The organism is Erythrobacter oryzae (genome assembly GCF_030271515.1).
Taxonomy (GTDB): Bacteria; Pseudomonadota; Alphaproteobacteria; order Sphingomonadales; family Sphingomonadaceae; genus Erythrobacter; species Erythrobacter oryzae.
In genome coordinates, this window is the sequence record NZ_JASCXI010000004.1 from 239,414 (window position 1) to 253,095 (window position 13,682).

At 65.9% G+C, this 13,682-nt stretch carries 12 protein-coding genes; 6 read left to right on the top strand and 6 right to left on the bottom strand.

Annotation, left to right across the window (positions count from 1 at the left end):
- The first annotated feature begins 55 nt into the window (after positions 1 to 55).
- The 6 genes from typA (at position 56) to PFX90_RS13795 (ending at position 8,136) form a co-directional block, all read left to right on the top strand.
- Positions 56 to 1,888 (top strand): translational GTPase TypA, encoded by a 1,833-nt coding sequence (typA, locus tag PFX90_RS13770; RefSeq protein ID WP_285713123.1) that lies wholly within the window; start codon positions 56 to 58, stop codon positions 1,886 to 1,888.
- An 86-nt stretch (positions 1,889 to 1,974) separates the two neighbouring features.
- Entirely contained in the window at positions 1,975 to 4,230 is a 2,256-nt protein-coding gene (locus PFX90_RS13775) for a hypothetical protein (protein ID WP_285713124.1), read from the top strand.
- 28 nt (positions 4,231 to 4,258) lie between these two features.
- Positions 4,259 to 5,203 carry a hypothetical protein gene (locus PFX90_RS13780; RefSeq protein WP_285713125.1) on the top strand — a complete coding sequence of 315 codons (945 nt, stop codon included), beginning with the start codon at positions 4,259 to 4,261 and terminating at the stop codon, positions 5,201 to 5,203.
- 91 nt (positions 5,204 to 5,294) lie between these two features.
- Positions 5,295 to 6,767, top strand: a complete 1,473-nt coding sequence (gene putP / locus PFX90_RS13785) for a sodium/proline symporter PutP (protein WP_285713126.1) — start codon at positions 5,295 to 5,297, stop codon at positions 6,765 to 6,767.
- Between the two features lie 141 nt (positions 6,768 to 6,908).
- The gene (locus tag PFX90_RS13790; protein ID WP_285713127.1) at positions 6,909 to 7,304 is read left to right on the top strand and encodes a VOC family protein; all 396 of its coding nucleotides are present in this window, start codon (positions 6,909 to 6,911) and stop codon (positions 7,302 to 7,304) included.
- Between the two features lie 97 nt (positions 7,305 to 7,401).
- A complete protein-coding gene (locus tag PFX90_RS13795; protein WP_419180103.1) occupies positions 7,402 to 8,136 on the top strand; it encodes an extensin family protein in 735 nt (244 codons plus the stop codon).
- Positions 8,137 to 8,329: 193 nt separating this feature from the next.
- On the opposite strand, the gene PFX90_RS13800 is transcribed toward PFX90_RS13795, so the two are convergent.
- The 6 genes from PFX90_RS13800 to PFX90_RS13825 form a co-directional block, all read right to left on the bottom strand.
- Positions 8,330 to 8,950 (bottom strand): response regulator transcription factor, encoded by a 621-nt coding sequence (locus tag PFX90_RS13800; RefSeq protein ID WP_285713128.1) that lies wholly within the window; start codon positions 8,948 to 8,950, stop codon positions 8,330 to 8,332.
- Between the two features lie 142 nt (positions 8,951 to 9,092).
- Positions 9,093 to 9,839: a proteasome-type protease gene (locus PFX90_RS13805; protein ID WP_285713129.1), complete on the bottom strand. Its 747-nt coding sequence runs from the start codon at positions 9,837 to 9,839 to the stop codon at positions 9,093 to 9,095.
- A gap of 99 nt (positions 9,840 to 9,938) precedes the next feature.
- Positions 9,939 to 10,787: a transglutaminase family protein gene (locus tag PFX90_RS13810; protein WP_419180111.1), complete on the bottom strand. Its 849-nt coding sequence runs from the start codon at positions 10,785 to 10,787 to the stop codon at positions 9,939 to 9,941.
- 5 nt (positions 10,788 to 10,792) lie between these two features.
- Entirely contained in the window at positions 10,793 to 11,737 is a 945-nt protein-coding gene (locus PFX90_RS13815) for an alpha-E domain-containing protein (protein ID WP_285713132.1), read from the bottom strand.
- Position 11,738: 1 nt separating this feature from the next.
- Positions 11,739 to 13,169 carry a circularly permuted type 2 ATP-grasp protein gene (locus PFX90_RS13820; protein WP_285713133.1) on the bottom strand — a complete coding sequence of 477 codons (1,431 nt, stop codon included), beginning with the start codon at positions 13,167 to 13,169 and terminating at the stop codon, positions 11,739 to 11,741.
- Between the two features lie 109 nt (positions 13,170 to 13,278).
- The gene (locus PFX90_RS13825) at positions 13,279 to 13,602 is read right to left on the bottom strand and encodes a MarR family winged helix-turn-helix transcriptional regulator (protein WP_285713136.1); all 324 of its coding nucleotides are present in this window, start codon (positions 13,600 to 13,602) and stop codon (positions 13,279 to 13,281) included.
- Positions 13,603 to 13,682: the final 80 nt, after the last annotated feature.

The following is a 13,682-nucleotide window of genomic DNA, read 5'->3' on the forward strand; positions in this document are numbered from 1 at the left end:
CGCGCGAGATTTATTGCGCCGCACAATGGCGCCCCCTCTCACAGCCGAGTTTCTGATGTCTTCAGCTCTTCGCAACGTGGCGATTATCGCGCACGTGGACCATGGCAAGACCACGCTGGTCGACCAGCTCTTCCGCCAATCGGGCACTTTCCGCGACAACCAGCGCGTCGAGGAACGCGCGATGGATTCGGGCGATCTCGAAAAGGAGCGCGGGATCACCATTCTCGCCAAGTGCACCAGCGTCGAGTGGGAGCAAGGCGGAGAGACGACCCGCATCAACATCGTCGACACCCCCGGCCACGCCGACTTCGGCGCCGAGGTGGAGCGCATCCTCAGCATGGTCGACGGCGTGATCCTGTTGGTCGACAGCGCGGAAGGCGCGATGCCGCAGACCAAGTTCGTCACCGGCAAGGCGCTCGCGCTGGGCCTCAAGCCCATCGTCGTCGTCAACAAGATCGACCGCCCGGATGGCCGCGCGCAGGAAGTGCTCGACGAGGTGTTCGACCTCTTCGTGAGCCTCGATGCCAATGACGAGCAGCTCGATTTTCCCGTGCTCTACGCCTCGGGCCGCGAAGGCTATGCGAGCGAGGACATGGATGCCCGCAGCGGCTCGCTGGCCCCGCTCTTCGCCAAGATCATCGAGCATGTCCCCGCCCCCGGCCTCGACCCGGATGCCAAGTTCAGCTTCCTCGCCACCCTGCTCGACCGCGACAACTTCATGGGCCGCGTGCTGACGGGCCGGGTGCAATCGGGAACGATCCGGGTGAACGATCCGATCCACGCCATCGACATGGACGGCAAGGTGATCGAAACCGGCCGCGCGACCAAGCTGATGAGCTTTGACGGGCTCGAGCGCGTGCCGGTCGAAGTCGCGCGCGCGGGCGACATCATCGCGCTCGCCGGGCTCGAGAAGGCGACCGTCGCCAACACTATCTGCGATCCCTCGGTGAGCGAGCCCATCGCCGCCCAGCCGATCGACCCGCCGACGCTCGCCATGCGCTTCTCGGTCAACGACTCCCCCCTTGCGGGCCGCGAGGGCAGCAAGGTGACGAGCCGCATGATCCGCGACCGCCTGCTGCGCGAGGCCGAAACCAACGTCGCGATCCGCGTGACGGAATCCGAGGACAAGGACAGCTTCGAAGTCGCCGGGCGCGGCGAACTCCAATTGGGCGTCCTCATCGAGACCATGCGCCGCGAAGGCTTCGAACTCGGCATCAGCCGCCCGCGCGTCCTGTTCCGCGAGGAAGACGGCAAGCGCATGGAGCCCTACGAGACCGTCGTGATCGACGTCGATGACGAACACTCGGGCACGGTGGTCGAGAAGATGCAGCGCCGCAAGGCCGACCTTTCCGAAATGCGCCCCTCGGGCGTGGGCAAGACCCGCATCACCTTCTCGGCCCCCTCGCGCGGCCTCATCGGCTACCACGGCGAATTCCTGTCCGACACGCGCGGCACCGGGATCATGAACCGCCTGTTCGAGAAGTATGGCCCCTACAAGGGCCCGATCGAAGGCCGCCTCAACGGCGTCCTCATCTCGAACGGTGACGGCGAGGCGGTGGCCTATGCGCTGAACTCGCTGGAGGAACGCGGCACCCTGTTCATCGGCCCGCAGATGAAGGTCTACGAAGGCATGGTGATCGGCGAGAATGCCAAGCCGGAAGACCTCGAGGTCAATCCGCTCAAGGCCAAGCAGCTCACCAACATCCGCTCGAGCGGCAAGGACGACGCGATCCGCCTCACCCCCCCGCGCCGCATGAGCCTCGAACAGGCCATCGCCTATATCGACGACGACGAGATGGTCGAAGTCACCCCCCAGTCGATCCGCCTGAGGAAGGCGATCCTGTGCCCGCATGAGCGGAAGAAGGCGCGGCGCAAGAAGGAGGATTGATCCTCCTGCTCCTTCAAGTTCAGCTTGCCTGCCCCCGCGCTCCGGTTACCCTCTAGAGTGAGGCGAATCGCGGGGGCGGCGCGGGCATGCGGAGGATATTCGCGGCGATCATCGCCGCTCTGGCACTGATCGGAGCCTCCGCTGCCTCGGCGAAGGGCGCGGCGGCGAGTTACGAGACCCAGACCTTCGCGATGAACGCCGCCGAAACCCTCGCGGCGGAACGGCGGCTGGCCAATAACGAACTGATCCGCCTGCGCGAGATCATCGACGCGCGTGACGAACGCATCCGCAAGCTCGAAGGCAATCTGCGCAGCGCAGGCGGCACGAACCGCACGCTCGGCGCCGAGCTCGACAAGCTGAAGCAGGAAGCCGCCGAAGAGAAAGAACGCTACACCGCTGAACTCGCCCGCCGCGATGACGAATACGCGCGCGAGCGGCAAATGCTGCTGAGCGCGGGCGAGACCTGGTCGGAAACGCCGGAAGGGCTGGCGATCCTCGAAGCCTTCAACTCCGGCGACCGCGTCCGCTCGCTCGCACTCGCCCGCGACCTGACCCAGCGGCGTATCGACATGGAGCGCGATCGCAGCGCGATCCAGATCGCCGCCGAGTTGCGCACGGAAGCTGTGCTGAACGCGCAGGCCCGCGCATTCGGCGATATCGGGATCGAGACGGTCATCGAGCGCTGGAAGGCGGTGATCGCGACCGGAAAGGCGGATTTCTACGACTGGACGAGCCTTGCCACCATCTACGAGGGCGAGCTTCGCTTCGACCTTGCTCTGGCTGCATTGGAGCAGGCGCTCGCCTTGGCGGACAACGCTTCGCAGATCGATTGGGTGCTTTCGGACAAGAGCCGCCTGCTTGACTCGGTGGGTCGCTATTCCGATGCAATCATGGTCAGAATGGAAGTCGTCGAACGTCGCCGGGCAGCCAAACGTGCCGGGAGCGTCGAGAACAGGTTCAATGACAGTATACTGTCACTGGACCTCAGAAGCCTCGCATACGCACTGTGCAATATGTATCGCTGTGACGAGGGACAGGCCCTTGCGGATGACGCCGATCGGCTTCAGGCGGCAAGGCAAGACGAGCTGAAAACGGCTGGAACGACGCCCGATGCCGCAAACGCCCCGTCCGCAACGGATGGAACCACCGCTGTGGACGGCATGGATTTTACTTTGGTGACCGGCGATCCGTCGGGAGCCGGGATCGGCACCCTCCTGCCGATGCTGCCGACGGGTTCCTCCGAATTGCGTGCGCCCTCGGAGCTTCCCGGAATGCACATTGATGTCCGGCACGATGATCTGGTTGTGAACGGAGCGGAACTGATCGGCGCGGGAAAGTTGCCCGAGGGTCTTCAGAAGTTTCGGGAGGCGGCCGAAATCTCGCGGGAGTTGACCGCGAAGTTTCCCGGCTCGGTCCGCGAGCTGATGAATCTGGAAATCGATCTATCGCGGATCTCGCTGCTCTTGGAGAATCTGGGCGACAAGGACGGGCTCCTTCAAGTGGAACTTGAAGTCCTTCAAGTCCGACGCACCCTTGCCGCCATCCCCGGCGGCTTTGTGGAGGGCAAGACCTATCTGGCATCGACGTTGCGCAGGATAGGACAAGCGCACCAGCAGCTGGGACAAGCTGACCAGGCCAGGGAAAAATACATCGAAGCCCTCGATATCGAGCGTCGCCTTGCGCAGACCTTGCCGCAATCGATCCCGCTGCGGGTAAACTTGGCAGGCTCGCTGACAGAGACTGCGAACTTCTGGCTGAACACGGGTGAGGAGGACAGCGCGCGGCAAGCGCTTCGCGAGGCGCTTGCGATCCACGAGGAACTCTCGGCCATGCCCGGCGCGCCGGTGTTGGCGAAGCTGACCCATGCCGAGGTGCTCCAGTCGCTGGGAGAGCTTGGCGTCGGACCCGACTATCTGGACGCTGCGCTGTCGCGTTATCGGCAAGCGGCGGAAAGCCAGCGCAAGGCCGTGTCCCTCGGCAAGCCGATACTTGCTGCGGGCGGCGAAAGCGCGCGCTCGATCCTGTATTTTGCGCTCGCAGGGTATGCGAAGACACTGCTCGATCTGGAGCGCAGGGAAGAAGCCATCGCTGTCTATGACGAACTGCATCAGGCGCTGCGTCTGCCTGACCATATGGATGAGAACACGGAGAGTGAGGTCTTCGGTTACGTCCTGTCGAGAATTGCACTCGCCGCCGAATTTCCGGAACGATACCCTGTGGCCGATCTCGTGAATGAGCTATCGACCGTGGGGGTGGATGAGGGGTCTGTGCCATTCTTTCGCTATCTCGAGACCATGACCAGAGAGATGGTCAGTCGCTTGTCCGAAAGGGCATCGCCATGATCGCCCGTGCCGGAAGTGACCGGAAACCATGAGCCTCGATGCCGTCATCGTCGCCTGCGGGCCTGACCGCGACGGCGCCGCGCGGCTGACCGATGGTCTGGGCGCGGCGGGGTTGATGGTGAAGCTGGTGATCGCCGGGGCGGGCGACATCCCAGATGCGCCTTGCCGGGTGCTGGCGATCACCCGTTCGCCGGACTGCAACGCCTGGCTGGCAAGCGCGGCGCACGAGGCAGCGGGCGCCGGGCGCGCTATCGCCGTCAGGCTCGAGCCCAGGGCCGAACCGCCTGTGCCGCTGCCGACCTACGATTATCTCGTCAAGGGCGTGATGGCGCAGCTGATTGGCAAGGCGTGCCTCTCCGACATCGCCGCCGCCATCCGCGCGATCCAGCAGAACACCTTCCCGCCATCCGCCACCGCCCGCTGGCGCATGGTGCTGGAACGCCTGTGGGTCTACCTCGTCGGGTTCGGCGCGATCGTCGGGCTCTTCGGATATTTCGTGCCGTGGGATGAGGTCGGCCACTGGTTCGATTTCGAGGAACAGGCCGCGTGGGAGGCCTTGCAGTCGCCCAAGGCCGATTGCGCGGCGTTCGACGCCTATCTCGACACCCATCCCGACGGACGCCATGCCGATGCGGTGCGCGATGCGCGGGCGAACCCGGACATGGTCTCCGAGCCGGTGCCCGATACGACCCCGATGGTCGTGTCTGGTCCGCTGCTTGTCGGCGAGGGATATGCCAGCCGCGAAGCCGCGCTCGCTGCGGCGCGCGACTGGGCGCTCGCCGACGCGCAACGGCAATGCGGCAGCCTAGCCAAGCGGCTCGAAGGGCAAAACTGGACGACGCAACTGGGGTCACTCACGGAACAATGCCGCCAGACCGGGGGCGGCTGGTTGTGTGCCGTCGAGGGGGCGCACGCCTGCCGCGTCGAGGTGCCGACCGAAAAGCGGGTATGTCGCCTCGGCGGTGCGGAGTAAGGGCGCAACGTCGGCGCTGCGCTTTCCTGCCGGGTAGAACCACCCTCCCCCCGCTTCCCAACCCCGCGCGCAGCCGTTACCCAACGCCCTCATGAACACCTACACCCTCGCCAGCCTTGCCGCCTATTTCCTGCTGATGATCGCCATCGGGGTCTATGCCTGGGTCAAGACCCGGGCGGATTCCTCGGGGTATCTGCTGGCGGGGCGCAATCTCGGGCCGGCGGTGACCGCGCTTTCGGCGGGGGCTTCGGATATGTCGGGTTGGCTCTTGCTGGGGCTGCCCGGCGCGCTGTTTGCGAGCGGGTTGATGGAGGCGTGGATCGCCATCGGGCTCACCATCGGGGCGGGGCTCAACTGGATCATCGTCGCCCCGCGGCTGCGCGAGCAGACCGAGCGGCTGGGGGATGCGCTGACCATCCCGCAGTTCCTCGCCAACCGCTTTCCCGAGGCCGGGACTTTGCTGCGGGTCACCTCCGCCGTCATCATCGTCGGCTTCTTCACCGTTTACACCGCCTCCGGGATGGTCGGCGGGGGCAAGCTGTTCGAGACGGCGTTCGCGGGCGCGATGCCGGTCGCGGGGCTTTCCGACTACATGGTCGGCATCCTGGTCACGGCGGGGATCGTGCTGGTCTACACCATGATCGGCGGGTTCCTCGCGGTCAGCCTCACCGACTTCGTGCAAGGCATGATCATGATGGCCGCGCTGGTGGTGATGCCGCTGGTGATCCTCTTCGCGACGCCGCCCGGAACCGTCCCCGCGACCCCGCCCGAGGGCTTCTTCAGCCTCACCCACGGGGCGAGCCTGATCGGCGTGATCAGCGCGGTCACCTGGGGGCTCGGCTATTTCGGGCAGCCGCATATCATCGTGCGCTTCATGGCGATCGACCGGGTCGAAAACGTGCCGACCGCGCGCGCGATCGGGATGAGCTGGATGGTGATCTCGCTGGTCGGCGCGGTCGCCGTGGGGCTTGCGGGGCGTGCCTATGCCGATACCCACGGGCTGGTGGTCGAGGACCCCGAGACGATTTTCATCATCCTCGCGCAGATCCTGTTCCACCCGGCGGTGACCGGCTTCCTCTACGCCGCGCTGCTGGCGGCGATCATGAGCACGATTTCCTCGCAGCTGCTGGTGTCGTCCTCCTCGCTCACGGAAGATTTCTACCGCCTGTTCCTGCGCCGCAATGCGTCGGAGCGCGAGGCGGTCAATATCGGGCGGCTGTGCGTGGCGCTGGTCGCGGCGGCAGCGCTGGTTATCGCGGCGGATCCCGAGAGCGAGGTGCTCGGCCTTGTCGCCAATGCCTGGGCGGGGTTCGGCGCGGCGTTCGGCCCGCTGATCCTGCTGGCGCTGACATGGGACAAGATGACCGGCGCGGGCGCGGTTGCGGGGCTGGTGACGGGCGCGGGCGTGGTCGCGGGGTGGATCGCGCTGGGGTGGAACAAGGCCCTGCCCGCAGCCCTCGGCGGCGGGCCGGGGCTTTACGAGATCGTGCCGGGCTTCCTCGCCTCGCTCGCGGCGATCGTGGTGGTGAGCCGCCTCACTGCTCCGCAGACGCAGCGCGTGTAACCGCAAGGCGCGGCGCGGCGAACGGGGGGATGCGAGGTTCGCTCCGCCCGCTGCCTCCCTCCATCGGCGGACGGATGCGGGCCTCGCGCCCTTTCCTCCGGTCGCACCTTCAGGCATTATGCCCGGCGGGGAGGAAAGGGCATGACGGGACATTCGGACGGCAGCGCGCGCATCACCGGGCTCGGCGGCATTTTCTACATCGTGAAGGACCCGGCCGCGAGCCGCGCGTGGTATCGCGAGGTGCTGGGCATCGACGGCGAATACGGCCCGCAGCTTGCCTGGGCGGGCGAGCCGTGCCAGCACCCCTATTCACTGATCAGCCATTTCGGCGATGATGGTTACATCAAGCCGGGCACCGGCGGCTTCATGATCAATCTGCGCGTCAACGATCTGGGCGGCTTCGTCGCTGGCCTGCGCGCCAAGGGCGTCGACATCCTCGGCGAGGCGGACGAGGGCTACGGCAAGTTTGCCTGGCTGCTCGACCCCGACGGGGTGAAGATCGAGCTGTGGGAGCAGGTGGAGGATCGCCTCCCCTGAGTGACGGCCTGTTAGGAATACCTGGTAACCAGGCAAGGTTTTCTTAACCCAGTTTCTTGCGCCACCATTAAGGATGACTGCGCAATAGTGCCTAGCGATGCAGCACTTGGCACTTCTTTCCAGAGCGGGCTTGCTGGCGGGCGCATTGGTGGCGCTGGCGGGCTGCGGGTCGATCGTTCCCGGCGTGGCTTCGCCCGGCGCGGGACAGGGGCCGGCCCGGACCACCGCGAGCACTCCGGCGCGGCCTGCGGTTGCGGTTGCCTCGGCCCCGCGATCTTACGTGCCGCGTGCGAGCGAGGCGGGCTGCCTTGCCGATCTCGGCAAGACCGGCGCGCGCTTCGATCCCGTGCCCGATACCTATGCCGCGCCGGGGTGCAACCAGCTCGGCACGGTGCAGCTGATGGCGCTGGCCGGGGACCGCGCGCCGCTCTCCATCGCCAATCTCGGGCCGGTGCGGTGCCAGGTCGCCAAGGCCTTCGGCGACTGGGCGCGCTTCGGGGTCGATCGCGCCGCGCGCCAGCTGCTCGGCAGCCCGGTGGCGCGGATCGAGACAATGGGTTCCTACAATTGCCGCAATGTCGCAGGCACCGAGGTGCGCTCGGCCCATGCGCGGGCCGAGGCGATCGACGTGTCGGCCTTCGTGCTGGCGGACGGGCGGCGGATCGTGCTCAAGCGCGACTGGCAGGGCGGCGATGCGGCGACGCGCGAGTTCCTGCGGGTGGTGCACAAGAGCGCCTGCAAGCGCTTCGGCACGGTGCTGGGTCCCGAATACAACGCCGCGCATCAGGATCACTTCCATCTGGAAGGCACGGGCGCGAAGTTCTGCCGCTGAGGCACCGCGCCGCCCCAGCGGCGCATCGGCCCCACGGCCACCGGGTCAGGCCCCAAACAGCAGGCGGCCCCGCTTGCCGGGGTGAATGGCAAGGGGGCCGCCAAGAAGACGAATGCTCGTAAGAACGTCAGGCTGCCGGCGGCTGGTGCCCTCAAGGGGGGGGAAGGGCCGGGACAGTCGCGGGTGCGTGACGTCAGGCGCGCAGCCTGGGTTCGAGCTTCGCCTCCAGTTTCAGCCGCACCGCCTCGGCCGCGTGGCGGGCGCCGAGCTTGGTCATCATGTTGGCGCGGTGGATTTCGACCGTGCGCGGGCTGATATCGAGCTCGCGGGCGATGGCCTTGTTGCTGCTGCCTTCGGCCAGCCAGTCCAGAACTTCGCGCTCGCGCGCCGAGAGGGTGGAGATACGGTCGCGCGCCTCGATCATGCGGCGGCGGGCGGCGCCGAACTGTTCGGCTTCCTTTTCGATGCGGAGCAGACAGCGGGTGAAACGTTCGGGATCGAGCGGAAGGGCGAGATAATCGAGCGAGCCGGCCTTGATCGCCTCGACGATGCGGCCCGGGCGGGGCTGGACGTCGACCGCGATCAGCGGGAGCCAGATCCCCAACCGACCGAGCCGGTCGAGGATCATCCCCACCCCGCCTTCCTCGGGCGTGTCGCGGGCGATGATGATCCCCTCCCTCGGCGGGTGGACCGCGAGTTCGGAGAGGTCACCATAGACCTCGCAGTGGTGGCCAAGCGCGAAGCCTACACGGGCCAATTCGGCGCGTTGACGGCTGCACGAGTCGATGAAGTGGAGGGAGGCTTTGCGTGTCATGTGAGCCTGTCTGCGCTAACCCATTATGGGATTCACGCATGAGCGGCCCCGTTCCGGAGGATTTACCATCTCCCCGAAACGTCATCTATCTGAATTATAGAGGAAATTTACCTCCGTAACGGAGGCAGATCAGGTCTGGCCCCTAGGTGTCATCGCTGAAGCTGTAAGGCGGCAGCGAGTGGAAGGCCGACCGCAGCGCATCACCCCAACCCGATGAAATCGTGTCGAAATACTCGTCTTCGGCGGTGACGCGATGTTCATGCAAGGGTTTGAAGTTATCCTTGCCGATCACCAGCAGATCGAGCGGCAGGCCGACCGAGAGGTTAGCCTTGAGAGTCGAATCGAAGCTAACCATCATCAGCTTGACCGCGTCCTCGAAGCTCATGTCCTTCCCGTAGCCGCGGATCAGGATCGGGCGGCCGTATTTGGTCTCGCCGATCTGGAAGAAGGGCGTGTCCCAGCTCGCCTCGATGAAATTGCCTTCGGGATAGATCATGAACAGGCGCGGCTGCATCCCGGCGATCTGCCCGGCGACGATCATGGTGGCGGTGAAGCGGCCCTTGCCGTCGGGGCCGTTGTCGCGCTGGGCCTGTTCGATGGTGTTGCGCAGCAGGCGCCCGATCTCGGTCGCGACCTGGAACATCGTCGGCCCCTTGATGAGGCAGTTCTCGCGCTCCGAGGGGGCCTTGGTGCGCTCCTCGAGCTGGCTGATCACCGCCTGCGTGGTGGCGAGGTTGCCCGCGGTCATCACCGCGATGATGCGCTCGCCCGGAACGCTCCAGTGGAACAGCTTGCGGAAGGTCGAGATGTTGTCGACGCCCGAATTGGTGCGCGTGTCGCTCATCAGGACGAGGCCCTTGTCGAGCACCATGCCAACGCAATAGGTCATGAAGTCTTCCTCTCCCTCTCCGCCGCCCGCACCGCCCTAGCGCGATGCCGACCTGAGCGCAAAGGGCCCAAGCGCAAAGGCACGGCGGGGTCTATCGGGCTATTGGTTCGACTGGCTCTGCGACTGGCTCTGACTCTGGGCCGGCTGCGCCTCGACCGCCACCCCCACGGTGAGCACCTGATCGCTCGCGCCGATGCTGATGCCGGTGACGGGCGCGGCATCGCGGTAGTCGCTCCCTGTCGCCACGCGGACATAGCGCGGATCGGGGGAGATGCCGTTCGACACATCGAAGCCGACCCACCCCAGCCCCTCGACATGGGCCTCGGCCCAGGCGTGGGTGGCTTCCTGCTCGATCCGGTCGTCCATCAGGAGGTAGCCCGAGACATAGCGCGCCGGCACCCCGCTCGCGCGGGCGGCACCGATGAAGATATGCGCGTGGTCCTGGCACACCCCCGCCCCATGCCCGACCGCTTCCTCGGCGGTGGTGGCCGAATGGGTGCGCCCGGTCTCGTAGGCGATGCGCTCGCGGATCAGCGCGGAGAGCGCGTGGAGGAAATCGAGCGGCTTCCTCGTATCGCTCGCCGGCACGTCGCGCAGCAGCCCGCGCAGGCGCGCGCCGGGGCGGGTGAGCGGGGTCTGACGCAGGAAGCTCCACAAGGGCAGGTGCCCCGAATGGCGACCGATCACCCCGGCATTGTCCTCGGTCTCGACCACGCCCTCGCAGGTCACCGTCACCTCGCGCGCGCCGGGGGTGAGGCCGACCAGCGTGACGTGGTTGAAATGCTGGTCGTCATACTGGAGCTCGGCATGGGCGTTTGCGAAGGTCATCCGCCATTCGAGGATGCGCTGGCCCTGCGTCTCCTTGGGGGTCAGCCGCAGCCGCTGGAGCGCGTGGACCACCGGCTCGCTGAAGGCATAATGGGTCGTGTGCCGGACCTGGAGTTTCAATTTGCTCATGCGTGGAACCGGTAATCCTCGGCGATCGCGCGGGCGATGGCGTTGTTGCGGGCGAGGAAATCGACGAGGAATTCGTGCAGCCCCTGCTCGAAGATCTGGTCGACGGTGAGATGGCTGATCCTGGTGTCGGCCTCGCGCATCAGGGCGACTGCGCTGCCCTCGACCCCGTGGGTGCGGGCGAGCGCGCCGAGGCAATCGCGCAGGGCATTGCGGCAGAAGGCGAGGCTCCGCGGGAAGCGGTCGTCAAGCACCACGAATTCTACGATCCCGCGCGCCTCGATCTGCCCGGCATTGAGCCAGGAATAGACCCGCGCTCCCGCGACCGAGCGCAGCACCTGCTCCCACTGGCCGGTATCGAGGCTCGAGCCGACATAGGAGAGAGATGGCAGGAGGATGAAGTATTTCATGTCGAGAATGCGCGCGGTCGAATCCGCGCGCTCGATAAAGGTGCCCGCGCGGGCGAAGTGGTAGCCTTCGTCGCGCAGGATCGAGCCGTCGAAGGCGCCGTGGACCTGCGTGCCCGCGCGCCGGATCGCGGCGAGCACCTCGCCCACCATGGTCTGGCCGACGGGCCGCGCGAGCAGGCGGTCGATGCGCATCCAGTTCTCGTTGACCGCTTCCCACACGTCCGAGGAGATGTTGATGCGGCTCTCGCGCGCGTTCGACCGCGCCCCGGCGAACATGGCGCGGACATTCCCGGGGTTCGAGGGCCCGCGCAGCACGAAATTCCAGACCGCGGTCCCGTCATAGCTGTCATGCGCGGCCTGATAGGCGCTCTGGAGGCCGAGGGTGGCGATCACCGAACGCCATTCGGCCTCGGCGGTGACGACATCGCGGGTCAGCGCCATGCGCAGCGCAGCCTCGAGCAGGCGCGCGGTGTTCTCGGCCCGCTCGAGATAGCGGAACATCCAGAACAGGCCGTTTGCGGTTCTGCCCAGCATGTCAGTCCTTCAGCACCCAGGTGTCCTTGGTGCCGCCTCCCTGACTGGAATTGACCACCAGCGACCCCTTCTTGAGCGCCACCCGCGTGAGCCCGCCCGGAGTGATGTCGATGCCTTCAGGGCTGACCAGCACGAAGGGCCTGAGATCGAGGTGCCGGGGCGCGAGGCCCTTGGCGGTGTAGATCGGGCAGGTCGACAGCGCGAGCGTCGGCTGGGCGATGTAATTCTCGGGCTTGGCGACCAGCTTCTCCCGGAAGGCGGCGATCTCGCGCTTGCTCGAAGTGGGCCCGATCAGCATCCCGTAGCCGCCCGAGCCGTGGACTTCCTTGACCACCAGCTCGGCGAGGTTGTCGAGCACGTAGGCCAGCGAGTCCTTGTCCGCGCACCGCCACGTCTGGACGTTGGGCAGCAAGGGCCGCTCGCCGGTGTAGAATTCGACGATCTCGGGCATGAAGGAATAGATTGCCTTGTCGTCGGCGACGCCCGTCCCCGGCGCATTGGCGATGGTGATCCCGCCCGAGCGATACACGTCCATGATCCCCGGCACGCCCAAGACGCTGTCGGGATTGAAGGTGAGCGGATCGAGGAATTCGTCGTCGACCCGGCGATAGAGCACGTCGATCGGCTTGTAGCCGCGCGTGGTGCGCATCTGCACCCGGCCCTCGGTGACGCGCAGATCGCTGCCTTCGACCAGTTCGGCGCCCATCTGGTCGGCGAGGAAGGCGTGCTCGAAATAGGCCGAGTTGAAGATGCCCGGCGTCAGCACCGCGACGGTCGGCTTGCCCCCGGTGAAGGCCGGCGGCACGCAGGCGGCAAGGCTTCGGGCGAGGCGGCGCGGGTAATTCGACACGCTCTCCACCCCGATCCGGCTGAACAGATCGGGGAACATCCCCATCATCGTCTCGCGGTTCTCGAGCATGTAGGACACGCCCGAGGGGGTGCGCGCATTGTCCTCGAGCACGAAGAACTCGTCCGGCCCGGTTCGCACGAGGTCGATCCCTACGATATGGGTATAGATCCCGCCCGGCGGGGTGAAGCCGACCATGTTGGCGAGCCACGCGTCATTGCCGCGCAGCAGCCGCTCGGGCAGGCGCCCGGCCCGCACGATCTCCTGCCGGTGATAGAGGTCGTAGAGGAAGGAATTGAGCGCCCGCACCCGCTGCTCGATCCCGCGCGAGAGACGGCGCCATTCGCTCGCGGTGATGATGCGCGGCACCATGTCGAAAGGGATCAGGCGCTCTTCGGCCTCGTTCTCGCCATAGACGTTGAAGGTGATGCCGGTGCGGCGGAAGGTGTCATCCGCCTCGCGGTTCTTGCGGCGCATCAGTTCGGGCGGCTGCTCCGCGAACCAGCGGCAATATTCGGCATAGGCGGGCCGCGTGTTGCCTGCCTCGTCGAACATCTCGTCGAAATTACCGCCCCGCGCCTGCATTGACCCCCGCAGAATGACTTAGTCGCGGCACTCTAACCCGCGTTTCGCAAAAGGAAAGCGGGTGGGGCATTTGACGTAGATTGCCGACAAAATCGCCGATGCGCGAGGCTCAAGCTGTATTCAACGATGGAACATTCCAGCTCTGGTTCGGATCTGAGAGCGATGGCCATGGGTCGCCGAAAAAAACCCTGTCCAACTTGGCCACGAATGCTGGGGCGAGCCGAACGAAGCTAACGCGTTGGTCCGTGAGATGGGGATAGCGGAACACCATCCCGCACTCCTCCAAGAATCGCAGATACCGGTGTGAGGTTGTTTGCGGAATTCCTGCGGCCAGTCCGATGATGGACGTCTTGATCGGGATGCTTGAGTGCTCGGCCTCATAAAGCTCCAGCAGAATCGTCACCTCAGGCTTAAGAATGCAGATTTGGCCCATTGCGGCGGCGATCGCCTCGCTCGTAGCGCGAAACGACTTATACGTATTCATACTTAACGGCGACTGAGACATTGGTTTTT

What these genes read in the sequence shown, in the direction of transcription:
- PFX90_RS13780 (WP_285713125.1), top strand. Translation starts at nt 4,259, where the DNA reads ATGAGCCTCGATGCCGTCATCGTCGCCTGCGGGCCTGACCGCGACGGC.
- typA (WP_285713123.1), top strand. Translation starts at nt 56, where the DNA reads ATGTCTTCAGCTCTTCGCAACGTGGCGATTATCGCGCACGTGGACCAT.
- PFX90_RS13815 (WP_285713132.1), bottom strand. Translation starts at nt 11,737, where the DNA reads ATGCTGGGCAGAACCGCAAACGGCCTGTTCTGGATGTTCCGCTATCTC.
- PFX90_RS13775 (WP_285713124.1), top strand. Translation starts at nt 1,975, where the DNA reads ATGCGGAGGATATTCGCGGCGATCATCGCCGCTCTGGCACTGATCGGA.
- PFX90_RS13795 (WP_419180103.1), top strand. Translation starts at nt 7,402, where the DNA reads ATGCAGCACTTGGCACTTCTTTCCAGAGCGGGCTTGCTGGCGGGCGCA.
- PFX90_RS13805 (WP_285713129.1), bottom strand. Translation starts at nt 9,839, where the DNA reads ATGACCTATTGCGTTGGCATGGTGCTCGACAAGGGCCTCGTCCTGATG.
- PFX90_RS13825 (WP_285713136.1), bottom strand. Translation starts at nt 13,602, where the DNA reads ATGGGCCAAATCTGCATTCTTAAGCCTGAGGTGACGATTCTGCTGGAG.
- PFX90_RS13790 (WP_285713127.1), top strand. Translation starts at nt 6,909, where the DNA reads ATGACGGGACATTCGGACGGCAGCGCGCGCATCACCGGGCTCGGCGGC.
- putP (WP_285713126.1), top strand. Translation starts at nt 5,295, where the DNA reads ATGAACACCTACACCCTCGCCAGCCTTGCCGCCTATTTCCTGCTGATG.
- PFX90_RS13800 (WP_285713128.1), bottom strand. Translation starts at nt 8,950, where the DNA reads ATGACACGCAAAGCCTCCCTCCACTTCATCGACTCGTGCAGCCGTCAA.
- PFX90_RS13820 (WP_285713133.1), bottom strand. Translation starts at nt 13,169, where the DNA reads ATGCAGGCGCGGGGCGGTAATTTCGACGAGATGTTCGACGAGGCAGGC.